The sequence below is a fragment of the Xanthobacter albus genome (assembly GCF_043194895.2).
Classification (GTDB): domain Bacteria; phylum Pseudomonadota; class Alphaproteobacteria; order Rhizobiales; family Xanthobacteraceae; genus Xanthobacter.
Genome location: NZ_CM195532.1, coordinates 3,803,123 through 3,827,133, shown reverse-complemented (window position 1 = coordinate 3,827,133; position 24,011 = coordinate 3,803,123). Strand labels below are relative to the sequence as shown.

Annotated in this window: 21 protein-coding genes; all 21 read right to left on the bottom strand. The window is 69.9% G+C overall.

The features are described 5' to 3' along the window. Positions 1 to 165 precede the first annotated feature (165 nt). Positions 166 to 963 (bottom strand): DUF2189 domain-containing protein, encoded by a 798-nt coding sequence (locus V5F75_RS17250; RefSeq protein WP_394034016.1) that lies wholly within the window; start codon positions 961 to 963, stop codon positions 166 to 168. Between the two features lie 92 nt (positions 964 to 1,055). Beyond that, positions 1,056 to 2,867, bottom strand: a complete 1,812-nt coding sequence (gene glsA, locus V5F75_RS17245) for a glutaminase A (protein WP_394034015.1) — start codon at positions 2,865 to 2,867, stop codon at positions 1,056 to 1,058. 221 nt (positions 2,868 to 3,088) lie between these two features. Beyond that, complete coding sequence (locus tag V5F75_RS17240) at positions 3,089 to 3,643, bottom strand: response regulator transcription factor (RefSeq protein ID WP_394034014.1); 555 nt, start codon at positions 3,641 to 3,643, stop codon at positions 3,089 to 3,091. Beyond that, positions 3,633 to 4,967: an ATP-binding protein gene (locus V5F75_RS17235; protein WP_394034013.1), complete on the bottom strand. Its 1,335-nt coding sequence runs from the start codon at positions 4,965 to 4,967 to the stop codon at positions 3,633 to 3,635. The genes V5F75_RS17240 and V5F75_RS17235 overlap by 11 nt, the downstream gene beginning before the upstream one ends. Positions 4,968 to 5,208: 241 nt before the next feature. Then, positions 5,209 to 5,331: a cytochrome bd-I oxidase subunit CydX gene (cydX, locus tag V5F75_RS17230; RefSeq protein WP_394034012.1), complete on the bottom strand. Its 123-nt coding sequence runs from the start codon at positions 5,329 to 5,331 to the stop codon at positions 5,209 to 5,211. A 94-nt stretch (positions 5,332 to 5,425) separates the two neighbouring features. Next, a complete protein-coding gene (cydB, locus tag V5F75_RS17225) occupies positions 5,426 to 6,583 on the bottom strand; it encodes a cytochrome d ubiquinol oxidase subunit II (protein ID WP_394034011.1) in 1,158 nt (385 codons plus the stop codon). A 4-nt stretch (positions 6,584 to 6,587) separates the two neighbouring features. Beyond that, positions 6,588 to 8,165: a cytochrome ubiquinol oxidase subunit I gene (locus tag V5F75_RS17220; RefSeq protein ID WP_394034010.1), complete on the bottom strand. Its 1,578-nt coding sequence runs from the start codon at positions 8,163 to 8,165 to the stop codon at positions 6,588 to 6,590. Positions 8,166 to 8,680: 515 nt separating this feature from the next. Beyond that, positions 8,681 to 9,622, bottom strand: a complete 942-nt coding sequence (locus V5F75_RS17215; RefSeq protein ID WP_394034009.1) for a lytic transglycosylase domain-containing protein — start codon at positions 9,620 to 9,622, stop codon at positions 8,681 to 8,683. After that, positions 9,570 to 11,231, bottom strand: a complete 1,662-nt coding sequence (locus tag V5F75_RS17210) for a flagellar hook-length control protein FliK (RefSeq protein WP_394034008.1) — start codon at positions 11,229 to 11,231, stop codon at positions 9,570 to 9,572. Before V5F75_RS17210 ends, V5F75_RS17215 begins: the two co-directional genes overlap by 53 nt. Continuing rightward, the gene (locus V5F75_RS17205; RefSeq protein ID WP_394091627.1) at positions 11,228 to 12,772 is read right to left on the bottom strand and encodes a MotC family chemotaxis protein; all 1,545 of its coding nucleotides are present in this window, start codon (positions 12,770 to 12,772) and stop codon (positions 11,228 to 11,230) included. Before V5F75_RS17205 ends, V5F75_RS17210 begins: the two co-directional genes overlap by 4 nt. Positions 12,773 to 13,419: 647 nt before the next feature. Then, positions 13,420 to 14,562 carry a flagellar motor protein MotB gene (locus V5F75_RS17200; protein WP_394034006.1) on the bottom strand — a complete coding sequence of 381 codons (1,143 nt, stop codon included), beginning with the start codon at positions 14,560 to 14,562 and terminating at the stop codon, positions 13,420 to 13,422. Next, positions 14,555 to 15,271, bottom strand: a complete 717-nt coding sequence (locus V5F75_RS17195; RefSeq protein WP_394034005.1) for a hypothetical protein — start codon at positions 15,269 to 15,271, stop codon at positions 14,555 to 14,557. Before V5F75_RS17195 ends, V5F75_RS17200 begins: the two co-directional genes overlap by 8 nt. 2 nt (positions 15,272 to 15,273) lie before the next feature. Continuing rightward, positions 15,274 to 16,959, bottom strand: coding sequence for a flagellar basal-body MS-ring/collar protein FliF (gene fliF / locus V5F75_RS17190; protein WP_394034004.1), 1,686 nt, complete (start codon positions 16,957 to 16,959; stop codon positions 15,274 to 15,276). A 387-nt stretch (positions 16,960 to 17,346) separates the two neighbouring features. After that, the gene (locus V5F75_RS17185; RefSeq protein ID WP_394034003.1) at positions 17,347 to 18,426 is read right to left on the bottom strand and encodes a flagellin N-terminal helical domain-containing protein; all 1,080 of its coding nucleotides are present in this window, start codon (positions 18,424 to 18,426) and stop codon (positions 17,347 to 17,349) included. Between the two features lie 254 nt (positions 18,427 to 18,680). Beyond that, a complete protein-coding gene (fliP, locus tag V5F75_RS17180; protein ID WP_394034093.1) occupies positions 18,681 to 19,475 on the bottom strand; it encodes a flagellar type III secretion system pore protein FliP in 795 nt (264 codons plus the stop codon). 59 nt (positions 19,476 to 19,534) lie between these two features. Further along, positions 19,535 to 20,029 carry a flagellar basal body-associated FliL family protein gene (locus V5F75_RS17175; protein WP_394034002.1) on the bottom strand — a complete coding sequence of 165 codons (495 nt, stop codon included), beginning with the start codon at positions 20,027 to 20,029 and terminating at the stop codon, positions 19,535 to 19,537. A gap of 12 nt (positions 20,030 to 20,041) precedes the next feature. Then, entirely contained in the window at positions 20,042 to 20,761 is a 720-nt protein-coding gene (locus V5F75_RS17170) for a flagellar basal body L-ring protein FlgH (protein ID WP_394034001.1), read from the bottom strand. Next, positions 20,758 to 21,375 (bottom strand): MotE family protein, encoded by a 618-nt coding sequence (locus tag V5F75_RS17165; protein ID WP_394034000.1) that lies wholly within the window; start codon positions 21,373 to 21,375, stop codon positions 20,758 to 20,760. The genes V5F75_RS17170 and V5F75_RS17165 overlap by 4 nt, the downstream gene beginning before the upstream one ends. Before the next feature lie 164 nt (positions 21,376 to 21,539). Next, positions 21,540 to 22,652: a flagellar basal body P-ring protein FlgI gene (gene flgI, locus V5F75_RS17160; protein ID WP_394033999.1), complete on the bottom strand. Its 1,113-nt coding sequence runs from the start codon at positions 22,650 to 22,652 to the stop codon at positions 21,540 to 21,542. Beyond that, positions 22,649 to 23,218 (bottom strand): flagellar basal body P-ring formation chaperone FlgA, encoded by a 570-nt coding sequence (gene flgA / locus V5F75_RS17155; RefSeq protein ID WP_394033998.1) that lies wholly within the window; start codon positions 23,216 to 23,218, stop codon positions 22,649 to 22,651. Before flgA ends, flgI begins: the two co-directional genes overlap by 4 nt. Further along, on the bottom strand, positions 23,218 to 24,006 hold the full coding sequence (flgG, locus tag V5F75_RS17150; protein WP_394033997.1) for a flagellar basal-body rod protein FlgG: 789 nt from the start codon (positions 24,004 to 24,006) through the stop codon (positions 23,218 to 23,220). Before flgG ends, flgA begins: the two co-directional genes overlap by 1 nt. Positions 24,007 to 24,011: the final 5 nt, after the last annotated feature.

Genomic DNA, 24,011 nt, shown 5'->3' with positions numbered 1-24,011 from the left:
GGGAGATGCGCGCGGAGCACACGCCTCCGGGGCTCTCCCCGCGCACGGGTCGCCAGAGTGGCCTGGAGCATTTCCCCGAATTCCATGATGCGGGATAATGCTCCAAGACGTTGATTTCACGCATATTTTTCACGCGGACCGGTTGCCGTTTCGCTCGAAGGCGCCCTATGCCTGCGGCGGCAGCACGGCTCTGCGGTAGAGGTGCCAGGTGGCGTGCCCCAGCACCGGCAGGGCCACCACGAGCCCCAGGAAGGCCGGGAGCGCGGCGACCACGAGGGTTGCCACCACCACGGCGCCCCAGGCGATCATGGGGCCGGGGCTCAGCAGCACCGCCTGCACCGAGGTGATCATGGCGGTCACCACGTCGAGGTCGCGCTCCATCAGCAGCGGGAACGAGACCACCGTCAGCGAGAACACCGCCAGCGCCAGCGCCGCGCCCACCACATGCCCCACCGCCAGGAAGGCGAGGCCGTCGGCGGTGGTGGTGAGCACTGTCAGGAAGTCATGCAGGGTGGCGAACGAGGCGAAGCCCAGGAACAGCGCGAGCAGCAGCCGCACCTGATACATCCACACGATGAAGGCGAAGATGCAGACGAACGCCATCCAGCTCATCTCGCGTTTGCGCTGCTCGAACATGGTGTGCAGCACGCGGCCCCAGCTCGGCCTTTCGCCCGCCTCCAGCTCGCGGCTGACCTCGTAGAGCGCCGCCGCCACGAACGGCCCGATGAGCACAGAGCCGGCCATCAGCGGATAGGCGAGGTATCCGCGCCCGAGCGCGAACACGGCGGACAGCAGCGCGATGCCGCCGGCCGCGTAAATCCCGCCGAACACGAGCCCGAAGGCGGGCGCGCGGCGGAAATCGGCGAGGCCGGCGCGCAGGGCATCGGCGACATCGGAGAACGTGACGGGGCGCAGGCGCGGGGCGGGCGTCGCCGCCGCCCCCTTATCGAAGACGTCCGACATGATTGCCTCCCTCCAGAACACTTCTTCTTTTTCCAGGAAGTGTGAGATCGGTCCGGGAGGTTGTAAAGGGGCCGCCGCGCGTGGCGGCGGCTTCAGCCGGTGAGCATCTCGATGCGCGCGGTGGCGCGGCGGATGCGGCCCGCGAGCAACAGGGCGAGATTGCGGATGATGCGCTCGGCCACGCGGGGGTGGGTTTCCTGGAAACGGCGGAACTCGTCCATGGAGAGTTCCATGCAGATGGCCTCGCCATCGGCGCGCACGCTGGCGGCGCGCGGCTGGCCGATGAGGGCGAGCTCGCCGAAGGCCATGCCGGGAATGAGCGTGTCCACGCGCTCGCCGTTGCGGTCGCGCGCGCTCACCACGCCGCGCAGCAGGAAGTGGACCTTGTTGGGCGGCGCGTCGATGGCCATGATCTCGCTGCCGGCGGGGTGGACCTTGCGGATGCAAAGTCGCTCCAGCTCCGCCACGTCCTGGGCGGCGAGGCCGGAGAGCAGGCCCTGGCGGGCGAGGACGGAATCCGCCCCGCGCTCGGGAAAGCCGCCGCGGCGGAAGATGATCTGGTCCTCCGCCCATTCCACCGCCGCCTCGTAGGTGGCGAAGATGCGCACACGCGCGCCCTCGCCCTTCAGCGTCCAGGCCCGCGGGGCCACCGGCGCCCCGGCGTCCACCCCGGCCAGAACGGTGGTGGTGCCGGCCGGCAGTTGCTCCTGCAGCATGTCGATGAGCAGCGTCATGGCCGCATCGGTGATGGTGGTGACCCGGTGCAGGTTGAGGATGAGGAACTCGGGCATGCCGGCCGGGTCGGCGAGGCGGCGGCTCACATAGTCCATGCTGGCGAAGGAGAGGCGGCCCGCCAGCTCCAGCACGCGGATGGCCCCCGGCCGCGCGGCCAGGATCTCCTCCTCCCGCGATTGCCGTCCGGGCTTGGCCGGCACGGTGCGGAAGTCGTAGTCCGCGAGCACGCAGGCGCGCACGTCGTCCCGCCGCGAGAGCATGTGCAGGTCGAACGCCTCGGCCATCATCTCGCAGGTCTTGATGCCGCGCACGCTGTTGCCGTGGACGTCGAGCCGGGGAGAGAAGGTGCCGAGCCCGAGCTGGGCCGGGAGCGCCGCCAGGATGCCGCCGCCGACCCCGCTCTTGGCCGGCACGCCCACCCGGTAGATCCACTCGCCGGCGAAATCGTACATGCCGGAGGAACTCATCACCGCCAGGGTGCGGGCGATGGCGTAGGGCGAGGCCACGGTCTCGCCCGTCAGCGGGTTGACCCCGTGGTTGGCGAAGGTGGCGCCCATCACCGCGAGATCGCGGGCGGTGACCAGCAGGGAGCATTGGCGGAAGTAGACATCCAGCACCTCGTCCACGTTGCCGCGCAGGCCGCCGTAGTTGCGCAGCAGGTAGGCGATGGCGCGGTTGCGGTCGCCGGTGGCGCGCTCCGAGAGGAACACCGCCTCGTCCACCTCCAGCGCGCGCCCGGCGAACCGGCCGAGGGTGGCGGCGATGAGCGGAAAGGCCTCCGCGCCCACGGCATCGGCGATGAGCCCGCTGCAGGCGATGGCGCCGGCGTTCACCATGGCGTTGAAAGGCCGGTTCTCGGCGGTGAGGCGGATGGAGTTGAACGCCTCGCCGGAGGGCTCGACATCGATGGCCGCCTCCACCTGCGCCGCCCCCAGGGTGTCGAGCGCGAGGGCGAACACCACCGCCTTGGAGATGGACTGGATGGTGAAGGGAACCTGTGTGTCCCCGGTCTCGTAGACGTGCCCGTCGATGGTGGCGAGGGCGATGCCGAACTGGTCCGGGTCCGCCTTCGCGAGCTCCGGGATGTAGCTCGGCACCTCGCCCTCACGGAGGGGGGCGAGGGTGTCGCGGGTGCGGGCAAGGAATTTGAGCAGGGGAGTCTGGAGCACGGCGATCCGGGGCGATGGGACACGGGAGCACCGCGGAGCCTAGAGCGTTTCCCCGTGTCTTGGAATCGGCGAAACGCTCTCGTTTCTTGAGTTGGCGCGTTTTCTTCACGCGAACCGGCTTCCACTTCGCTCGAACGCGTTTTCGACCGTTTTCATGCGGCGTGGATACGGGGCGCGTCAAGAACGCGTGCCGCCCTCTTCGCTCAGGTCTGGCTCCTCGCTTATGTCACCTGCCGCTTGGCCAGCTTGCGGGCGAGGGTGCGGCGGTGCATGCCGAGGCGGCGGGCGGTTTCGGAAACGTTGAAGCCGGTTTCCGCCAGCGTCTCGTGGATGCGCTCCCATTCCAGTGTTTTGAGGGAGCTTTGCCGCGCGCCCAGGGCGACGCCGGGATCACCCACCGCGCGGCCGAAGGCGGCCTCGATATCGTCGGCATTGGAGGGCTTGGCCAGATAGTGGCAGGCGCCGAGCTTGATGGCCTCCACCGCCGTGGCGATGCTGGCGAAGCCGGTGAGCACCACGATCCGCATCTCGCTGTCGAGCGCGTGCAGGCGCTGGACGCAATCGAGCCCCGAGGCGCCGGAGACACCGGAAAGCTTCAGGTCCACCACCGCGAAGCCGGGGCGGAAGTCCGCCAGCATGGGGTCGAGATCCTCCGGGCGCGGGCACACGCGCACCACATAGCCCCGCCGCTCCAGCGAGCGCTGCAGGGCGCGGGCGAAGGCCGCGTCGTCCTCCACCACCAGGAGGTTCCTGTGGGCGTCGGCCTCAGGCGGCATCGGGCACCTCGCCGTCTCCCTCGGGCGGCATTGCCAGCGCGCGCACGGGCAGCCGCAGCTCCACGCGGGCGCCGCCCTCGGGCCGGTTGCTCGCCGCGATGGCGCCGCCGAGCTTGCGCAGCACGTTGACCGCAAGGAACAGGCCGAGCCCGCGCCCCGGCCCCGCCTTGCTCGACTGGTAGGGTGTGCCGAAATGGGCGAGCGCGGCCTCGGTGAAGCCGGGCCCGTCGTCGGTGACGCGCACCACCAGTTCCTCGCCTTGCAGCGTCGCCTCGACGTCCACCCGGGCGCGGGCCGCTTCCAGCGCATTGTCGAACACGTTGAACAGGGCCTGCTCGATCACGCTGTCGCTGGCGATCTCCACCCGTGCGGACACGGCGTTGCGGTAGTCCAGCGCGGGCGGGCGGCGGCTGTCGCGCCAGCGACCGACCAGCTCGTCGAGGAAGGCGGAGAGGGTGGAGCGGCGGGCGCGCTCGCCACGCGTCTCTCCCGCGGCGATGAGGATGTGGGAGACGATGGTCTTGCAACGGGCGAGGGCGGCCTGCATCTCGTCCAGCTCCTCCGCCAGCTCCGCGTCGTCGCGGAAGCGCGGCATGCGTCGCCAGTCGCTGAGGATCACCGCCAGGGTGGACAGAGGCGTCCCCAGCTCATGCGCGGCGCCGGAGGCGAGCAGGCCCATGCGCACCACGTGCTCCTCCTCCACCGCGTGCTGGCGCAGCTCGGCGAGGCGCGCGTCGCGCCGGCGCAGATTGCCGTTGATGCGGGTGACGAACAGCACCACCAGCGCCGAGGCCAGCAGGAAGCACAGGAACATGCCCTGGGTGTGCAGGTCGGTGGCCGGCAGATGGTGGCGGAACCCCGGCATGTCCAGCGGCTGGTAGAACCGCATCAGCCCCACGAAGCACGCGCTCGACACGCCGACGATGACCCAGGTGGCCAGCGGCGAGAGCAGCACCGCCCCCAGGATGACCTGGAGCAGGTAGAGCGAGATGAAGGGATTGGTGGCGCCCCCGCTCAGGTAGAGCTGGATGGTGAGGGCGGCGACATCCGCCAGCAGCTCCGCGCACAGCTCCGTGTCGCTCACCGGGCGCGCCGAGGCGCAGCGGCGGATGCTGGCAAGGTTGAGGCCCATGAGCAGCAGGATCACGAACCCCATCTGGGCGACGGGCAACGTGATTCCGAGCCACAGGTGCACCACCGCGATGGCGAACACCTGCCCGGCCACCGCGACCCAGCGCAGGGCGATGAGCAGCCGCAGGTTGCGGCAGCTCGCCTCGGCATCGGTGGTCGGGTCGGTCATGGCGTCGCCGGCGCGGTCTGTCATGGCCGGTGCTCCTTTGGGCGGGCGCCATCGCCGGGCGCGCGCGGCAGGGCGCCGGCGCAGGATGTGGGCGGGATGGGCGCGTTCATGAGCGTGAATCGTGGCGGAAGGATCGGGGCGGGGTCAAGCTGGGCGGCCCCGCCCTGTGCGGCGGCTCGGATGGGCGCCACCCGCCCACGATGGCGGCGCCGGCCGGGGCGGGCGCCGTCATTGCGTCATCGCGAGGCCAACGCGTGGCCCACCGTCAGGCCTCGCGGCCCTCGGCCTCGGCGCGGGCGCGGTCGTCGATCAGCTCGTACCACATGGCGTTGAGCACGGCGAAGGCGGCGGCCAGGGGCAGGCCGAGCAGCCAGGCGAAGTACCACATTGCAATTTCTCCTTTCCCAGGGCGTCTTCGCGCGGGGAATGCCCGTCCGCGGGCGGAAGACGCGTCGGATTCAAGATCTGGAGCGGCCGCGACCCTAATAGGCGTGGCCGGAGCCGTCGGTGATGGAGCGCTCCTCCACCTTCCCCCACAGCACCCGGTAGACGAAGCTCGTGTAGGCCACGACGAGGGGCACGAACACCAGCGCCACCACCAGCATGATGAACAGGGTCATGTGGCTGGAGGAGGAGTCCCACACGGTGAGGCTGGAGCGCGGGTCCACCGTGGAGGGCAGGATGATGGGGAACATGGAGAGGCCCACGGTCGAGATGATGCCGAAGATGGACAGCGCGCTCATGAGCAGCGCGCCCACCTCGGACCGCGCGCGGAACAGCACGAAGGCGAGCGCGGCGCCCAGGATGCCCAGCGCCGGCCCCGCCATCATCCACGGATGGGCCGCATAATTGGCGAACCAGATGTGCGGGCCCACCTCCACCGTCTTGGCCAGCGGGTTCGAGGGGCCGTCGACCACGAACGCGCTGGTGATGCGGTAGCCGTCGATGCCGGCATAGAGCCACACGCCGCCGAGCACGAACAGGGCGATGGTGACGAGCGCAGCCGCCGAGCCCGCGGCGCGCGCCCGCGTCGCCACCGGCCCCTCGGTCTTCAGCACCAGCCAGGCGGCGCCGTGCATGACGAGCATGGCCACCGAGACCAGCCCGGCGAGGATGCCGTAGGGGTTCAGCAGCTCGAACAGCGTGGTGCCGTCGTAGAAGATGCGCAGCTCGCCGTTGAAGTGGAAGGGCACGCCCTGGAGCACGTTGCCCACCGCCACGCCCATCACCAGCGCCGGCACGAAGCCGCCGATGAACAGCGCCCAGTCCCACGCCGCGCGCCATGCCGCGCTCTCCCGCTTCGAGCGGTACTTGAAGCCCACGGGCCGCAGAATCAGCGCGAACAGGATCGCGAACATGGCGAGGTAGAAGCCGGAGAAGGACACCGCATAGAGCGCCGGCCAGGCGGCGAAGATGGCGCCGCCGCCGAGGATCAGCCACACTTGGTTGCCTTCCCAGACCGGGCCCACCGCGTTGATGACCACCCGCCGCTCGGTGTCCGTCCGCGCGACGAAGGGCAGGAGCATGCCGGTGCCGAGGTCGAACCCGTCCATCAGCGCGAAGCCGATGAGCAGCACGCCGAGCAGCAGCCACCAGATGACGCGGAGGGTGTCGTAGTCGATGAGAGTGTGAAGGACCATGGGATTACTCCGCACCGGCGAAGGCGTGGGGGATGAGCACGGCTTCCGGCGCCTCGTCCGGTTCCGGCCCCTTGCGGATGGCGCGGACCATCAGGCTCATCTCGATGATGAACAGCACGGTGTAGATGGTCACGAAGCCGGCGAGGGTGACGAGCACCGTGGTGGCGCCGAGGCTGGAGACGCCCGCCACCGTGGGCAGCACACCTTCGATGTTCCAGGGCTGGCGCCCCACCTCGGCCACCACCCAGCCGAGCTCCGCCGCGAGCCAGGGCAGCGGGATCGCCACCACCGCGAGCTTCAGCAGCAGCGGGTAGCGGTCCAGCTTCCGGCGGGCGGAGAGCACGAAGAAGGTGCCGAGGAACAGGATGAAGAAGAAGCCGAGCCCCACCATGATGCGGAACGACCAGAACAGGGTGGGCACGCTCGGCACCGTGTCCCACGCCGCCTGCTTGATCTGATCGGCGGTGGCCTGGCGCGGATCGTCCACGTAGCGCTTCAGCAGCAGCGCATAGCCGAGGTCGTGGCCGTATTCCTCGAACGCCTGCTGGGCGGCGGGCGGGATGGCGGCGGTGCCGCCGGCGGCGCGGATCGCCTGCAGGGCGTCGAACGCCTTGATGCCGTTCTGGATGCGGCCCTCGGCGTGCGCCACGAGTTCCTCGATGCCGGGGATCCGCGTGTCGAGCGAGCGGGTGGCGATGAGGCCCAGCGCCCACGGAATGCGCACGGCGAAGTGGGTCTCGCGCTCGTTCTGGCTCGGGAAGCCGAACAGGGTGAAGGCGGCGGGCGCCGGCTCCGTCTCCCACATGGCCTCGATGGCGGCGAGCTTCATCTTCTGGTGCTCGGTGGCGAGATAGCCGCTCTCGTCACCCAGCACCACCACCGAGAGGGAGGCGGCGAGGCCGAAGGAGGCGGCCACCGTCATGGAGCGCTTGGCGAGGTCCGTGTGCCGGCCCTTCAGCAGGTACCACGCGGAAACGCCCAGCACGAAGATGGAAGCGGTGACATAGCCCGCCGAGACGGTGTGCACGAACTTGGCCTGGGCGACCGGGTTCATCACCACGTCGAAGAAGTTCGCCACCTCCATGCGCATGGTCTGCGGGTTGAAGACGGCGCCCACGGGGTTCTGCATCCAGCCGTTGGCGACCAGGATCCACAGCGCCGACAGGTTCGAGCCGATGGCCACGCACCACGTGGCGGCGAGGTGGCCGACCTTGGAGAGCTTGTCCCAGCCGAAGAAGAACAGGCCGACGAAGGTCGCCTCCAGGAAGAAGGCCATGAGGCCCTCGATGGCCAGCGGCGCGCCGAAGATGTCGCCCACGTAGAGGGAATAATAGCTCCAGTTCATGCCGAACTGGAATTCCATCACGAGGCCGGTGGCCACGCCGACCACGAAATTGATGCCGAACAGCGTGCCCCAGAACTTCGTCATCTGCCGCCAGATGGTGCGGCCGGTCATGACGTACACGGTCTCCATGATGGCGAGCAGCACGGAGAGGCCGAGGGTGAGGGGCACGAACAGGAAATGGTAGAGCGCGGTCGTCGCGAACTGGAGCCGCGACAGGTCGAGTACGTCGAGGGTCATGAGGTCTATCGGGCGAATCCCGCCTCCTTGCGGTGCCAGACGCGCCGGGCAACGACGCGGGAAAGGGCGAAAGGCCGCCCGCTCGGGCCTCCGTTCGCCATGTGGATCGCCGCCGCGCCCGGCCCGGGGGCAAGGCGCGCCGCGCGGGGCCGGCCGCCGAGGCGGCGGGGAAAGGTCGCGTCGGGCGTGTGTTCAGGCGCGATCTCCCGGAGCGGGATGTCCTGCGCATGCTTGAAGCGAACCATGGCGCGTTCTCGCGCCGCGCCATGCGGTGGGGCGAGTGGACAAACTGTCCAAGGCCGGGCAGGCGCGCCGGCCGGCGCGCGGCGGGGCGCGACGCGAACGGCGGTGCTTCAGGATCTTCGGAAGGGGCGCGGCAGTCGCCCATGGGCCGTTCCGGACGAAACGCCGCGCCTGTCGCGCGGCGGTCGTTCCGGTTTCCGGCACGGCCGTCGCTGGCCGCTTGCGCGGGTAAGCCTCAGCGGGGCGGGAAGCCCCGGCGCGCGTTCACGCCATCAGTGCAGGGAGGTGGGGCTGATCTCTGTCGCCGCCGGCAGGGGCGCAGCCTGGGATGGTGTCAGCGGGGGCTGGACTGCCTGGGACTGGGCCGCCTGGGCGGGCGAGGATTGTGCGGGCGAGGGCTCCTCGGCTCCCATCTGCGCGGGGGCGATCAGGACGGGCGCCACCTCCTGCTCGGCAGCCGCCTCCGCCTGGGCGGCGCCGGGGGCAGGCTGCGCGCTCGCGGGCGGCGGTGGAGGGTTGTCGCAGAAGGACTTGGCGCTGCCGGTCCACTCGCCCACCCCCGCTTCCACGAGATTTTTCATCACCCGGCAGACATAGCGATGCTGGCCCACGGTATTCTTGGGGCCGGCATTGTAGCGGGCGAGGGCCATGGTCCAGCTTCCATGGCGCTTCTTCAGCTCCTGGAGGAAGCGCGCCGCCTGCTCCACGTTGAGGCGCGGATTGAAGATTTCTTCCAGCGAGTTGAACTCGTCCTTGTGCCAGTAATAGTTCACCTGCATGCAGCCGATGTCGATGAGCTGCACGCCGCGCCCGTGCGCCTCCCGGAACAGCTTCAGCGCGTCCTGGAGATTGTTGGAGATGTAGTCCTTGCCCTCGATGTAGAGCGTATAGGGCTGGAGGAAGCCGGCATAGCCGCTCTCCGTGAGGCCCACCGCGTAGAGGATCTCAAGGGGCACATTGTATTTCTTGGAGGCGCGGGCCAGCTCGCGCTCGCAGATGTTCGGCGGCCCGCCCTTGCGGACGGCCTTCTGGGGCTTCGCCGCCGGCGCGCCCGCGGCCTTGCCGGCATCCTTCGGGGCATCCTTGGGCGCGGGCGCGGCCTTCGCGGGCGGCGGGGCTTCCCGCATGGGGATGGTGCCGAAGGGCGTGGCGCCGGCGACCTCAGTCGTCAGCAGAGTCAGAAGAATGCCGAGAGCGAGATTGCGCATCGTCATTTTGATTGCCCCTGCCTGAATTTTCCCCATTCCTCCCCTGTTCACGACGTTGCTGGCCGTCCTGCTCCGCGTTGGCGCCCGAGGACTGCGGCGCCGACCATGCCGGCCGCACCGATGCCTCCACCGGGCTCGCGATGGACTTCACGATATCGAGGTTGTCCACCTTGGTGCCGCTGCGCTCGATGATGCGCACCAGGGCGTCATGGTCCTGGGCGAGCATCTGGGCGGTGGCCGCCTCGCTGGCGCGCACCCGCACCTCCAGGCCGTTGGCGGTGAGGCGCATCTGGATCGTCACCCGGCCGAGGCTTTCGGGCGTCACCGTCATCTCAAGAATGCGCACCGGCCCCTGGGTGGTGGTCTGCGGCCCGGCGGGCTCGCCGCTGCGCATGCGCGCGGCCTCCTCGGTGATGGCGCGGCTCACCTGGGCGGCGGTGGTGAAGGGCAGGCTGGTGAGCCCGGAGAGGCCGTTCGCGGTGCCGGTGCCGGAGGCGCCCGCGGCGCCGGTCGTGGTGGCGCCGGCCTGGGCCGATTTCTCGCCGACGGCGGCCTTGCCGCTGCCGGAGGCCTTTGCTTCGGTCTCCGCCTGCGCCTGTGCGAACTCCTGGGTGGCGACGTCGCGCGCGGCGGCCTTCGTGTCGGCCGTCGCGGCCGCATGCTGCTGATTCAGGTCGAGGACCGGCGCGAAATGGGTCTCGCGCCGGGTCACGCTCACCTTGATGTGGTTGACCTGATCGTCGCCCTCGCCGGAGGCCGGCCGGGCATCGGCGGCGCCATCGGTGCTCTGGCCGCCGCTGGAGGACTGCTCGCCGTCGTCGCCCTGCGCCTTGCCCCTGGCCGCGGCCTGCTGAAGCTGGGGCAGGGCCGCGCCCGCAAGGCTCGCCAGCGCGGTCGTGGGCGCGGCCGCGCCCGCTGCATCTGTGGTCGCGCTTGGCTGGGGCTCGGCCGCAACCGCGGCCTTGGGGCCCTTCCCCTTGTCCGTGCGGTCGGTCGTCTGCTGGTCGGAATCAGGGCTGTCCGCCCGCCGCGTCTCCTCGGCGCCCGTGGCGCCATCTGCCTGAGGATCGGCCTTGTCCGCCTGTGCGCGGGCCTCCCGCACGTCCTTGGCCGCGCGCGCGTCAGGTGTCATGCGCACCTTCGGCTGGTCGGCGGTGGGGGCGGGCGTGCCGGCGCCGGTGGCATCCGGCGCATTTTCATCCTGGCTGTCATGCGCCGGTGTCTCGGTCGACGGAGGGAGCGTGGCCGCGGATTGCTGCTCGCCCCGGCCTTTCACGGCCTTGCCCTGCGCCGTGGCGGCGTTCCGCGTCGTGGCTTCCTCGTCCGTCGCGCCCTGCGCCGCAGGCGTCGCGGCGGTTTCCTCGCCATTGTCCCAGCGCTGCAGAAGGCGGCCGAAGGCGGCGGCGTCGCGCGCTGAGATGCTCTTGCCCTTCTTTTCCCCGGCCTTTCCGTCCTCGCCGGCGGTCTTGGCCTCCTCGGCGGACTGCTGGGCCACGTCCGAGAAGATGTCGTCGAACTGGCCGGCGCCGGCGCGCGCCTTGCCGTGATCGGCGCCGCCGATGGCGGAACCGGTGGTGGCCGCAGTGGCGAAGGAGGTGTCGATGGAAGTGGTCATCGGGGCGCGGCCTTCAGTAGCGCGTCGATCTTGGTCAGGGCCTCGCGGGCGCGAGACACGGCAGGCGACGACTTGATCTCATCGGGAGCGCCGGCGACCGGTGCCGGGCCCCGCCTCTCGGGCGGGGGCACCTGATCGGCCTGGCGCAGCGTGTTGGCGGTGGCGAGGGCGGCGTCCACCAGCGCCGCGTCGGAGGCATCGAGGCGGTTGCGGTCCACCCGCTTCAGGGCGTCGGTGGCCGCCTGGAAGCGGTCCGGCATCACGGCCTGGGCGGCGCCAAGGTACACCTGCGCCCGCTCCGCGTCGCGGCTGGCGGTAGCCGCGAGGTCGCGGGCCCGCAAGGCGGCTCCGGCGGCGAGGGCCGTCTTGCCCTCCATCAGCGCCGCGCGCGCCACCAGCAGGTACATTTCCCGCTTGCCCTCGTCGTCGAGCACGGCAAGCAGGTCCTTCAGGCGCTCCAGCCCCTCCGCGCCATCGGCACTCTGCATGTGGGCCATGGCGCTGGCGAATCGCTGGCGGAAGTTGTCCGCATAGGCCGAGCGGTTGAAGCGATAGAGGTAATGCCGCGAGAGGCGCTCGAAGCCGGCCATGTCGCCGGCCTGGGCGGCAACCAGGATCTCGCGGCGCAGCGCGGCCTCCTCCACCAGGGTGCCGGGCGCCAGCAGGCGGGCGAGATCGAGCAGCTCGGAGGCCTTGCGCGGGTCCTGGCGCACGGTCAGCGTCGCCTGGGCAAGGGCGATCTGCGCGCCGAGCATGTTGGGCAGCTTGCGCGCGTCCACCTCCCCGAGCTCACGCAGGGCGGCGTCCTCGCGTCCCTCCACATAGAGCAGGGTGCCGAGCAGCAGCTTCTCGTCGATGGACGGTCGCGGCTCGCGCGTGATGATGGCGCGCAGCACCGCCGGCGAGCCGCCGCTGAGGAAATAGCTCACCAGCGCGCGGGCGTTGGCGGGGTCCTGCCAGATGGAGGAATCGGCCGCGGCGAACGCCTGATCCATCTCCGCGATGAGCGCCCGCTGGGTCGAGACGCCTTCCAGCGAGCCGGCGGCGATACTGTCCTGAAGGCGCTGGAGCCGATGCACCATCTGCACCGGCTCCAGGCCGCTGCCCGCGGCCGGTGCCGCGGCAGCCTGCGCCCGTGGGGCGGGGGGCGCGCTGGGCACGTCCGGAGCAACGGTGGCCTGTGGCGTCGACAGGGGCTGCGCCGGCGCGGCCACGGCCGATGCGGAGGCGGCCGGGCTCGGCGCCGCGGCCGGGGTCTTCTCGCCCGCGACGACAGGGCGCTCGGGACCCGGCGCCTCGGCCAGCGGAGCGGCGGCTGGCGCTGCGGGCACGGGCACGGTCTGCGGCGCGGGTACCTGCTGCGCCACGGGGGCGGGGACGCTCTCCGTGCCCGCCGCGGCGGGCGATCCCTCGGGCGGGGGAGCGGATTCGCTCAACGTGCGCACCACCGGAGGCTCGGCCACGGGCGCGGCCGGCGTCGTCGCCTCAGCCGCCGGAACCGGCGGGGCGACAATCACCGGGACCGGGACGGGAACCGGCATCGGAGCAGCGGTTGCGACATCGGGGGGGGCCACCGGCCGGTTCGGTCCAAGCGGTCGCGGCGCCGCCGGAGGCGGCACGGCAGGCTGCGCGACGGCGGGCGCATCCATGCGCGCCGGAGGCAGCGGCCGAGCGGCAACGGGCGGCGGGGGCGCCGCGGTGGCGGTCGCCGGCGGTGCCATGGCCGGACGGCGCGGCGGCAGCGGCACGCTCGCCTGCGGCGGCTCGCTCGGTGCCGGCGGCGTGCTGGCGGCGCGCGGCTGCGGGCGATTGCTGGTCGCGGGCGGTTCCGCCGGCAGAACGGCGGGGCGGGGCGGGGCAGGCGGGCGCGGACGGGCCGTGGGCTGACTCTCCGCCGCTGGCGCAGCCGCAGGTTGCGCGCTGGCGGGGCGCGGCGCCGGGCGATTGGCCGTCGCGGACGGCTCCGGCTGCGGCGACAGCACTGCGGGCGGCGGCGGTGTCGGCGGGCGCGGGCGGGCAGAGGGCTGCGCTTCCGCCGGCGCCTGCTGTTCCGCGGGCACATCCCCTCCCACGCGCATGCCCAGCCAGGGGTCTCCCGCCTGCGCGCGCGCGGCCGGAGCCGTCAGGCTCGAAGCCAGCAGCGCCGCCAGGAGCACTGGCAGCACGACGGGAAGAGACGGCCCTCGCATCATGGCGCGGGCGTCCGCAGCAGGATCTCGATGCGCCGGTTGTGCGGCGCGTAAGGGTCATCCGCTTTCTTCAGGTCGCGATCCGCCACGCCCTCGATCTTGACGACGCGCTTCTCGTCGAGACCGCCGCGCACCAGCATGTAGAGCGCCATTTGGGCGCGAGCCGAGGACAGCCGCCAGTTGTCATAGGTCTCGGAACGGAAGGGCCGTCCGTCCGTATGGCCGCGGATGGTCACCTGGCCCGGCCGATTCCGCAGGGCGTGGGCGATCTGCTCCATGGTGCGCACCAGCCGCCCGTCGGGAATGGCCGAGCCCACCGGGAACATGGAATAGTCGATGTCGTCCGTCAGGTCGATCACGAGCCCCTCGGGCGTGGCCTTCACGCTGAGGTTGGGGGCGTGCGGGCCGTTGACGGCGCCCGCGAGCGTGCTCTTCAGCTCGCCTTCGAGCGCGTTGGCGGCATTGTCCTGCGCGGCGGCCTGCTGGGCGGCCTTGTCGCCGCCGCGGGCTGCGCCGGCGTCCTTGGCATCGGGCCCGGTGCCGGTGCGCCCGGCGGCGGCCGCGGCCTGCCGCGCCGCTTCGGCCTGCTGCGCGCGCGCCTGCTGGGCGGCGGCGGAGGCTTTCCAATAGGTGGGATCGAACGGGTCGCGCGTCACGTCGCCGGCACCGGTGCCGGGCGAGCCCAGGTTTCCGGCCGCCGGCGGCGGCGGGCCGCCGACGCTTGGGTCGGAATCATGGGCGAGCTGCTTGAGCACCGCATAGGGGTCCTGGAACGCCGCGCGCTCCTTGTCTCCCTGCTGCCGGTCGTCTCCGGCGCCGGTGTCGTGGCCCACGCTGTTCTTCAGGGCGGAAGGCTGCTTGCCCTCGGCAGAGGTGCCCTTGTCCGAATCGTCCTTGGGATCGTTGACGCCCTTCACATCGCTGATGCTGGCGGCGAGATCCACGGGGTTGAAGTAATTCGCGATCGCCTTGCGTGTCTCGCTGTCGGTGACGTTGATGAGCCACATGATGAGGAAGAACGCCATCATCGCCGTCATGAAGTCGGCGTGCGCCACCTTCCACGCGGTGTTGTGGTGCTCGTGCTCCTCTTCCTCGTGACGCTTGATGATGATGAGCTCGCCATGGTCCTTCTTGTCAGCCATGGGCGCCGGCCTCCTCGACCTGGCCCTGGGCCGCGGCGAGCCGTTGCACCCAGGCGCCGAGGCGGGTCTCGATGAGGGTATCGGCGCAGGTCGTCTCGATCTCCGCGCCCGGCCCCGGGCTGAAGGTGACGCCCTCCGGATCTCCGAGGCGATCCTTCAGGACCGCAAGCAGGTCCGCCGGGCCGCGCACCGTGATGGCGGGCAAGGGGCTGTCCGGAAGCGTCGGCTGGCTGATGAGCGCGGCGATGGCGTGCCGCGCGTCGTCCAGCGCACGCCCGCGCATGGCCTCGCTGGCGAACGGGGCGAGAATGCGCCCCAGCACGTCGCAGATCCGTGTCTCCATGGCCTGGAAGGCCTCACTCATGCTGGCGGCCAGCCGGTCGCCCTCCGCCTCCGCCCATTCCGCGCGGGCGGTGGCGAGGCGATCCCGCAACGTGGCCTCGAAGCGCTCGGCATCCTCCTGCCGCGCGGCCTCGCTCGCAGCCAGCTCCGCCCTCGCCTTGGTCACGGCCTCGCGAACGGCCTGGGAGACGGCGAGGCCGACCTCTTCCTGGGTGAAGGTGGGTGGCGGGGGAGCGGCTGCCTGGGCGGCGCTCTGGAGCAGCGCCTCGGCCCCCGAGCGCGCCCGGTGTCCCTGGCCGTCGCGGCCCGCAGACCGCTGCCCGCCGTCCGGAGTGAAATGGGGCAGGTAGCGTGACAGCGTCTGCATGGTCAGGACCGGGCCTCCTGGTGCAGCCATTGCCGCAGGATGGCGACCGCCTGATCCTCGTCATACTCGACGATCTGTTCCAGACGCTTCTGCGGCGAGCGATTCTTGCGGCTGGTAAGGTCGCCGATGAGGTTGACGGGCTCGTCGTCGCCCGCCTCGAGCGCGGGCGCGGTGGGCGGCGCCGCGATGGCCGGGGTGCCGCCGGGGCCCGCCACCGCGGGCACGGTCTCCGCCGCGAGCATGGCGGTCTCGATGTCGGCCACCTCCTGCTCCACCTCGTCGTGGGGCCGGGAGAGGATGGCGCGCACGGCGGGCCGCAGGCCGAACCAGATGAGGAGGGCGGCCACCGCCAGGATGGTGAGGGCGTTGATCATGGTTCCCGCCTGCCGCAGCAGCAGCTCGGTCCAGGGCAGGGGCGGCACCGGCTCCATGGCGTGGCCACCGTCCGCGAAGTTCACCGCCGCGACCTTCAGCTTGTCGCCGCGATCCTTGTCGTAGCCGGCCGCCGAGGCGACGAGCTGCTCCACCTCGTAGATCTGCTGCTCCACCGGGATCGCTTCGCCATTGGGGCCGGCAGGTGGGGCAAGGCGATCGCGATTGACCAGCACTGCGATGGAAAGACCCTTCACCACATAGGCGTCGCGCACGGTCTGGACGGTGCGGCTCGAGACCTCGAAGTTGGTGAGTTCCTCACGGCGCGAGGAGCTCTCGTTCGCATCGGTGGTGGGCTGGGTCGTCGGCTGGCTGTTGGGAATGTTCTGCTGCACCGTGGTGGTGGGCTGCTTGGTGCGGTTCTGGCTCTCGCCCAGCTCCTTCACCACGCGCACCGAGCGCTCCACGCGGGACTGCGGATCGAAGGTGGTTTCCTGGGTCGTCACACGGTCCGTATCCAGGCGGGAGGACACGCTGACCTCGAAATTGCCCATGCCGAGATAGGGCGTGAGGGTGCGGCGGATCTTCTCCTCGGTCTCCCGGTTCACCTGCTGCTGCAGCGCGGCCTTGCGGCCGGTCGCGGCATTGGCGCCATCGTCGGGGGAGGAGAGCACCGCGCCCTCGGTGTTGAGCACCGTCACGTCGTCGAGCCGGAGGCCGGGCACGGCGGCCGCCACCAGGCGGCGGATGGCCTGCGCGGTGGAGGCATCCTCTGCATTCTCGGTGCGGATCACCACCGAAGCGGAGGCCTGCTGCTGGTCGCGCCGGAAGGCGGCGCGGTCGGGCAGCACGATGTGCACGCGCGCGGCCTTGATTCCCTTCATGGTCTGGATGGTGCGGGCGAGCTCGCCCTCCAGCGCGCGCACCCGCGTCACTTCCTGCATGAAGGAGGTGAGGCCGAAGGAGCGGACGTCGTTGAACAGCTCGTAGCCGGTGTTGCCGCTCTGCGGCAGGCCCTTCACCGCGAGCAGCATGCGCGCCTTGGCGGTGTCGGCGTGGCTGACCATCACCGTGGTGCCGTCGGCATTCACGTCGAAGGGGATGCTCGCGTCCTTCAGGGCGCTGCCGATGCGGTTCACGTCCTCGCGCGTGAGGTTGGCGTAGAGCGGCTCGCGCTCCGGCTGGCCGAGGTAGTAGACGCCCACCGCAATGGTGCCCACGACCGTGAGGCCGATGAGACCGAGGGCTATCAGCCGGCGCGCGCCCAGGTCGCGCAGATTCTGCCACAGGAGTTCGAGCTGTTTCTGGCCGATCATCCGCCGATCTCGTCCACTTCCGCTCCCGCCCCGCGCGGGGCTCCGGCGCGGCGGCAAATCTGAGGATCGGCGCCCGAAGCCCAAAGGCTCCGACCATGCGCCGAGCTTCAATGTCGGCGGTCAAACTTGCCTGGGCGTTGCAGGGCCACGCGAGGAAGGAGCCCACACCCGCGTGGGCAGCCAGCCCACCCGCCTTCGCGTATCGCCATGCTACCGCCGGTCTTTTCCGATGTTGGGGCGCGAAAAGAAAAAGGCCGCGCTCGAAACGAGGCGCGGCCGAAAAATCCATTCGGGGGATTGAATGGCAGGTATCCAGATTGCCCTAAAAGAGCTCCGGAATTTATGAAGCCGCCGCGCCCAGGAGGGTTGGGCGCGGCGGCCCTCACATCAGCGGAAGAGCTGCAGCACGTTGGAGGACGAGCTGTTCGCGATGGAGAGCGACTGGATCGCCAGCGACTGCTGGGTCTGCAGCGCCTTCAGGCGGGTCGACTCTTCTTCCATGTCCGCGTCCACCAGCGTGCCGATCGAGGACTTGTTGAGGTCGATCAGGCTGTTGGCGAAGTTCTGCTGAGACTGCAGGCGCGAGGCGTTGGTGCCGAGCGTCGCTGCACCGCTGACCACAGCCGCGCGGGTCGAGTCCACGATCTTCATGTAGGACGAGATCAGGTCGATGTCGTTATCCGTCAGCGCAGAGATGTCGATCTCCGACAGAGACGCCGCCGCCGTGGTGGTGGCGGCCGTGCCGCCCACCTGGGTGTAGGTGACCGTATACTTGGTGTCCATGAAGCCGCGAGCGCTCGAGCCGGTGTCGAGGGCCACGGTAGCCGCATTCACGCCCGAAGCGGTGTTGGCCGCAACGGAGGAGTTACTGATGATGTTGTTGATCTTCGTGGTGACGGTCGAGGTCGAGCCGCCACCCGCGGTGTTGGCGTCGTACAGACGGAACTCACCGGTGTCGATCGTGGTCGTGGAGACGCTCACGGTGTCGCCGCTGCGCGAGAAGGACGCGAGCAACGCCTTGTCTTCGGTGAACGACGTGGTGTTGCTGGAATCCACCGACAGCCAATTGTCGCCGGCGGAACCCGAAATGGAGCTGGTTGCGGCGGTCTTGATGTTGGTGAGCGCGGCAGCAATGTCCTTCTGGAGAGCGCCGCGGTCGGCGTTCGCAGAGAGGGCGCTGGCCAGAGCCTTCTTGATGGTGTCGAGGTCGTCCTTGACCTGAGTGAGGCCCTTCGAAGCCGTGGTCACAGCGTTGCTGTCCAGGGCCATCGCGTCCGTCACACCCTTGAGCGTGTTGTTGTCGGACGTCAGGGTCGTGGCGATCGACCAGTAGCTGGCGCTGTCGGACGCGTCGTTGATCTTCTTGCCCGTCGAGACGCGGTTGTTGGTGGTCTCGAGGTCATTGTTGATCGACCGCAGGGTCTGCAGGGCGACCATTGCGGAGTTGTTGGTAAGCATGCTGGTCATGATAAAATGTCCCTCTTCAAGACACTGACGAAGATTTTAGGGGGACATGCCGGACTTTCACCGGAATGACAGGACGGCATCATGCCTTTGAGTCTGGATCTTTGAGATCGCCGGTTCGCAGAAGCAAACCACTCAACCTGTCATGATTGGAAGCTAGCACGCGAAGCTTGCGCGAAGCAAGCTTCGCCGGTGCCTTGGAACAAAAATGCCGCGCCCGGGAACAGGCGCGGCATCGGCCGAAATGCGCGCTGGAATCAGAAGAAAGACCGCACCAGCCCGCTTACCAGCAGGTTCCAGCCATCGATGAGAATGAAGAACAGGATCTTGAACGGAAGGGAGATGACCGAGGGCGGCATCATCATCATGCCCATGGACATCACCAGCGTCGCCACCACCAGGTCGATGACGAGGAACGGCAGCACGATGAGGAAGCCGATCTCGAACCCGCGGCGCAGCTCGGAAATCATGAACGCCGGAATGAGGATGCGCATGGAGACCTTCTGCGGGTCCGCTCCCACGCCGGGTGCGGCGCCACCGCTCGCGGGCGGGGCGGACGGCGTGATGATGTTCTGGCGCACCGCGATGTCGGAGAATAGCTGCAGGTCCTTGCCCCGGACATGATCGAGCATGAAATCCCGGAACGGGTCCGAGATCTTCTCCAGGGCCTCCTGTTCGGTGATGCGATTCTCGGTGAGCGGAACGACCCCTTCCTGCCAGGCGCGGTCGAAGGTGGGCGCCATGACGTAGAAGGTCATGAACAGGGAGAGCGAGATCAACACCAGATTCGCCGGAGTGGACGGCAGTCCAAGCCCCGAGCGCAGGAAAGAAAAGGCGATGATGAAGCGGGTGAAGCTGGTCAGCATGATGAGCAGCCCCGGCGCCACCGACAGCACCGTGAGCAGCGCCACCATCTGGATGATGCGCGCGGCGGTACCGCCACTGTATTCGGGCAGGAGCTGATCGAGGCTCGGGAGCGCGTTGCCGGACGAGGCCTGGGCGAGGGCGGGTGCGCTCCAGATGACGAGCGGGAGCGCGAAAAGCGCCATCATGCCAAGGGCGGCGAGCGGCCCCTTTCGCGACGCCACGCGCCGCGCCTCCCGGCGCACGGTCACTGCACCACCAGGGTCAGGAGCACGAGCTCCGTGATCTTGCCCTGGGAGCGGATGCTCGCCCGGTCGTTGAGATCCTCGCGCACGTGCTGCAGGGCGCTCGGGCCTTCCAGCTGGCTGAGGGACAGGGAGCGCATGTAGGCCATGATGTCCTCACGCACCTCCGCCGCCGTCACGTCGGGATTGGCGAGAGTCCCGTTCTTGAAGACCAGCGCCGCCTCAACGCGCACGAAGGTGGAGGATGGGGCCGCGAGGTTCACCACCACGGGCTTCAGTTCCTTGAGGGTGAGGTCGCCGGAGTAGCGCAGGGCGCCCGCGTCCTTCCCGCCCGGCTGGGAGGTCATGCGCGCGCTGACGGACGCCTCCACGGTGTTGCCGAGCAGGAAGCCGATTCCCGCGCCGGTGACCGCGGCAATCAGCGTCAGGACGGCAAGCGCGATCAGGAGGCCGCGCTTGCCGGAAGGCGGGTTGGCGTCATTGTCCTCATCGGCCATGGAAAGCGGTCCTCACCAGGGCGCGACGACGTCGTAGATACGCTGACCCCAGGCCGGTTGCTGCACGTCCATCTGCCGCCCGCGGCCGCCGTAGGAAATGCGGGCCTCGGCGATCTTGTCGTAGGGAATGACGTTGCCGGAGGAGACGTCGAGCGGGTTCACGATGCCGGCGATGTTCAGCACGCGAACCTCGTAGTTCACCTTGATCTCTTGCGAGCCGCTGATGATGAGGTTGCCGTCGGGCAGAACCTCGGTCACCACCGCCGCGATGCTGAGGCGCAGCTTCTCGGAGCGGTCGATGGTGCCCTTGCCCTTGGTTTCGGTGTCGCCATTGACGTTGAAATTGCCGGTGGCCGCGCCCGCATTCGCGCCGCGCCCGAAGCCCGAGAGGGTGAGGCCGGTGTCGAAACCGAGGTCGCTCTTCGATTTGCGCGAGCGGTCGGTCGCGTTGTCGAACTGCGCCTTGTCGTCGAGGGCGATGGACACGCGGATCACGTCACCAACCTTGGAGGCGCGCAGATCGCGGTAGAGGCTGCCGGAGCGGTTCTGGTCCCAGGTGGAACGGAAGCTGCGGACGGGGGCCTGCTGGAACGTCACCGGAACCGGCTCGCGGCTGGTTTCGAGGCCGGAGCCGAGCGGGCTCAGGGTGGGGCCGGTGATGAGGTTGTCGTGGTCGGTCTGGCAGCCGGCGACGAGGAGCGCGGTGCCGATGGTCAATGCGAGGCGTCTCATCCGGGCCGGCCTTCCTGCGCGCGGCGCGAGAGGCCGACCAGGGTGGAGGTGAGGCGCGCGGCGCGCGCGGGCTCGAACTCGTTGAGGATGGCGCTCGCCACCCGCGGATTCAGCTTCGACAGCAGGGCGGCTGCCATGTCCTCGTTCATCGCCGCCATCTGCGCGGCGGCGGCGTCGGGACGCATCTGGGAGATCACCGCCACCAGTGATTCGTCAGCCTTCTTCAGGAAGGCCTCGCGGCGCTGGAGCCAGTCCTGGTATTCGGCGCGCTTGGCCTCGAGCTGGGCGATGCGGGCCTCGATTTCCTTCTCCATCGCGGCCAGCGCTTCCTTCTGCCGCGCGAAGCGGGCATCGGCAGCAGCATCGGCGATGTTGCGGCAATACTGGGCGGCCTGATCGTCGCGCGCGCCCTGCGCCGGGGCAGCCTGCTGCGCGCCTTGCGTCTGCGCGCTCTGGGCCTGCGCCTCTCCGGGGCTGGCGGCGCCGAGCATGGCGGCCAAGGCGAGAAGGGGCACGCCCCGTCCCGCGACCCGCGCCGCGCGCCGGCTCACGGCGGCGCCCGAACGGCGGGCCGCCACGGCCGTGAACAGGGTGGGCAGCGTGAGGTTCATCATGCACTCCCTCCGTGGTGAGAGCGCCGCTTCGCCGGCGCGGCAGAGCAGCGGATGACTCAGGTTCTAGAAAGACTGACTTGCGCGACGCTGACCTATGGGCCGCCGATCCGCTTCGGCGAGGGTCAGGCTGCGCGGGCCGCGGCGCCGGAGCGCGTCACGGCCGGCTATTGGAACACAAGCTCCGCCTGCAGGGCGCCGGATGTCTTCACCGCCTGGAGGATGGAGATGATGTCCGTGGGCTTCAGGCCGAATCGATTCAGCCCGTTGACCAGGGATTGGAGCGATGTGCCGCGGACGATGCCGATGGGCCCGCCGCTTTCCTCGGCCGCGATGTCGGTGCGCGGCACCACCACCGTCTCGCCGAAGCTGTAGGGCATGGGCTGAGACACCTCGGGCGTCTCGGTGACCTGCACCGTGAGGTTGCCCTGGGTGACCGCGAAGGTGGAGATCTGCACGTTGCGCCCGATCACCACCGTGCCCGTGCGCTGGTCCACCACCACGCGGGCCGGCGTGTCCGGCTCCACCTGCAGCTCGCCGACCTCGGCGAGGAAGCGCGCCGGGTTCACGCCGGAGGGGCGCTGTACCAGCACGGTGCGCAGGTCCACCTCGCGCGCGAGGCGCTTGCCGTAGCGGGCCTGGGTGTAGGCGTTGATGACGTCAGCCATGGCGGCGGCGGTGCGGAAATCGGGATTGGTGAGGTCCAGGTAGAATTCCGGCAGCTCGCTGAGGCGGCCGGGCACCTGTTTTTCCACCAGCGCGCCGTTGGCGATGCGGCCGGCGGTGGGCACGCCCTGGCTCAGGGTCTCGGCCTGGCCGGTGATCTGGATGCCCGAGACAAGCTGGCCCTGGGCCACGGCATAGACGATGCCGTCCGCGCCGTTGAGGGGGGTCACGAGCAGGGTGCCGCCGCGCAGCGAGGTGGCGTCGCCCAGCGAGGCGATGGTCACGTCGATGCGGCTGCCGACCGCCGCGAACGCCGGCAGGTTGGCCGTGACGGCGACCGCCGCGACGTTCTTGGCACGCAGCGCGATGCCCTGGACGTTGATGCCCATGCGGTCGAGCATGGATTGCATGGCCTGCTCGGTGAAGGGCGAGTTGCGCAGGGTGTCGCCACTTCCCTGAAGGCCGATCACGAGGCCGTATCCCACCAGCAGGTTGTCGCGCACGCCCTGGACCGAGGAGATGTCCTTGATGCGCGTCATCGCGGCGGCCGGCAGGGCGCCGAGGCCGCACAGTCCGGCGACGATGAGAACGGCGAAGCGCAAAAGGCTGGTCATCTCATCTTGATCCTGACGGAGCCGTCGGCCTGAACCTCGCCGACGATGATCTGGCCGCTGTCCAGGTTCTTGAGGCGGACGATGGCGCCCGCCGCGCCCGATTCGAGGGGGGTGGCATAGCCGGAAATCAGCAGGCCGCCTTCCTTCAGCACCACGCGCGCGGTAACGCCCTTGGTCACCATCACGGCGTCGGTAACGGCGCTCATGGGAATGGGCATGCCGGCGGGCAGCACACGCCGCGCCACCTTGCCCGCAACCGCCTCGGCCCGCGGGGCATAGGTGCCGCTCTCGATCACGCTGCGCAGCGCCGGTTTATCGGTCAGCACCGCGCTGTTCAGCGCGTCGCCGGGATAGAGGGTGACGTTCGGCACGGGCAGGGTGAGGCTGATGTCCGCGTGGGCCTCGGGCGCCGGCGCCTTGGCCGGCGCAGTGTGCTCGACGGGGGCGGCACGCTCCGCCTCCGCCTGGGCGGCAAGCGCGGAGATGCTCTCCGCGCCGGCGGGCCCGCCGAGCGAAAGCGCCAGCGCGAGGCCGAGGCAGGCGAGAAGGGCGGGGCGCGCGCGCATCAGCGCAGGCCCGTGGAGACGATCTTCGACATCTCGTCAGCGGCCTGGATCACCTTCGAGTTCATCTCATAGGCGCGCTGCGCCTGGATGAGGTTGGTGATCTCCTTCACCGGGTCCACGTTGGAGCTTTCGAGATAGCCCTGGACCACGGCGCCGAAGCCCACGTCACCCGCCACGCCTTCCACCGGCTGGCCGGAGGCGGGGGTCTCGCGGTAGAGGTTGTCGCCCAGCGGCTCGAGCCCCGCGTCATTGGCGAAGGTGGCGAGCTGGAACTGGCCGAGAAGCTGCGGCGCGGTCTGGTTGGAGATCTGTGCGTAGACCTGCCCCGATTCGTTGATGACGATGGAGCTGGCGTTGGTGGGCAGCGTCATGGCCGGGTTCACGACATAGCCGTCCGCGGTCACGAGCTGGCCGGTGGCGCTGCGATTGAAGCTGCCAGCGCGGGTGTAGAGCGTCTCGCCGGTCGGGCTCGTGATCTCGAACCAGCCGTGCCCGTTGATGGCCACGTCGAGCGGGTTGGAGGTCTGCGACAGCTCACCCTGCATGTGCAGGTTCCGGATGCCGATGGTGCGCACGCCGAGGCCGATCAGCGCGCCTTCCGGCACCGGCTCGGCGCCGTCCTGGTTCGGCACGCCGCGGGCCCGCTCGGCCTGATAGAGCAGGTCGGTGAACTCGGCGCGGGCGCGCTTGAAGCCGGTGGTGGAGATGTTCGCGATGTTGTTCGCGATCACCTCGACGTTGGTCTGCTGGGCCGACATGCCGGTGGCGGCGATGGCTAGGGCTCTCATGATGG

Bases quoted from the DNA above. Each gene is read 5' to 3' on its own strand.
- fliP (WP_394034093.1), bottom strand. From the start codon at position 19,475: ATGATGGCGCTTTTCGCGCTCCCGCTCGTCATCTGGAGCGCACCCGCC.
- cydX (WP_394034012.1), bottom strand. From the start codon at position 5,331: ATGTGGTACTTCGCCTGGCTGCTCGGCCTGCCCCTGGCCGCCGCCTTC.
- V5F75_RS17215 (WP_394034009.1), bottom strand. From the start codon at position 9,622: ATGACGATGCGCAATCTCGCTCTCGGCATTCTTCTGACTCTGCTGACG.
- V5F75_RS17175 (WP_394034002.1), bottom strand. From the start codon at position 20,029: ATGGCCGATGAGGACAATGACGCCAACCCGCCTTCCGGCAAGCGCGGC.
- V5F75_RS17195 (WP_394034005.1), bottom strand. From the start codon at position 15,271: ATGCAGACGCTGTCACGCTACCTGCCCCATTTCACTCCGGACGGCGGG.
- V5F75_RS17240 (WP_394034014.1), bottom strand. From the start codon at position 3,643: ATGCCGCCTGAGGCCGACGCCCACAGGAACCTCCTGGTGGTGGAGGAC.
- V5F75_RS17170 (WP_394034001.1), bottom strand. From the start codon at position 20,761: ATGAGACGCCTCGCATTGACCATCGGCACCGCGCTCCTCGTCGCCGGC.
- V5F75_RS17210 (WP_394034008.1), bottom strand. From the start codon at position 11,231: ATGACCACTTCCATCGACACCTCCTTCGCCACTGCGGCCACCACCGGT.
- flgG (WP_394033997.1), bottom strand. From the start codon at position 24,006: ATGAGAGCCCTAGCCATCGCCGCCACCGGCATGTCGGCCCAGCAGACC.
- V5F75_RS17220 (WP_394034010.1), bottom strand. From the start codon at position 8,165: ATGACCCTCGACGTACTCGACCTGTCGCGGCTCCAGTTCGCGACGACC.
- cydB (WP_394034011.1), bottom strand. From the start codon at position 6,583: ATGGTCCTTCACACTCTCATCGACTACGACACCCTCCGCGTCATCTGG.
- V5F75_RS17235 (WP_394034013.1), bottom strand. From the start codon at position 4,967: ATGACAGACCGCGCCGGCGACGCCATGACCGACCCGACCACCGATGCC.
- V5F75_RS17205 (WP_394091627.1), bottom strand. From the start codon at position 12,772: ATGCCGGTTCCCGTCCCGGTCCCGGTGATTGTCGCCCCGCCGGTTCCG.
- V5F75_RS17185 (WP_394034003.1), bottom strand. From the start codon at position 18,426: ATGACCAGCATGCTTACCAACAACTCCGCAATGGTCGCCCTGCAGACC.
- V5F75_RS17250 (WP_394034016.1), bottom strand. From the start codon at position 963: ATGTCGGACGTCTTCGATAAGGGGGCGGCGGCGACGCCCGCCCCGCGC.
- V5F75_RS17200 (WP_394034006.1), bottom strand. From the start codon at position 14,562: ATGGCTGACAAGAAGGACCATGGCGAGCTCATCATCATCAAGCGTCAC.
- flgA (WP_394033998.1), bottom strand. From the start codon at position 23,218: ATGCGCGCGCGCCCCGCCCTTCTCGCCTGCCTCGGCCTCGCGCTGGCG.
- V5F75_RS17165 (WP_394034000.1), bottom strand. From the start codon at position 21,375: ATGATGAACCTCACGCTGCCCACCCTGTTCACGGCCGTGGCGGCCCGC.
- fliF (WP_394034004.1), bottom strand. From the start codon at position 16,959: ATGATCGGCCAGAAACAGCTCGAACTCCTGTGGCAGAATCTGCGCGAC.
- flgI (WP_394033999.1), bottom strand. From the start codon at position 22,652: ATGACCAGCCTTTTGCGCTTCGCCGTTCTCATCGTCGCCGGACTGTGC.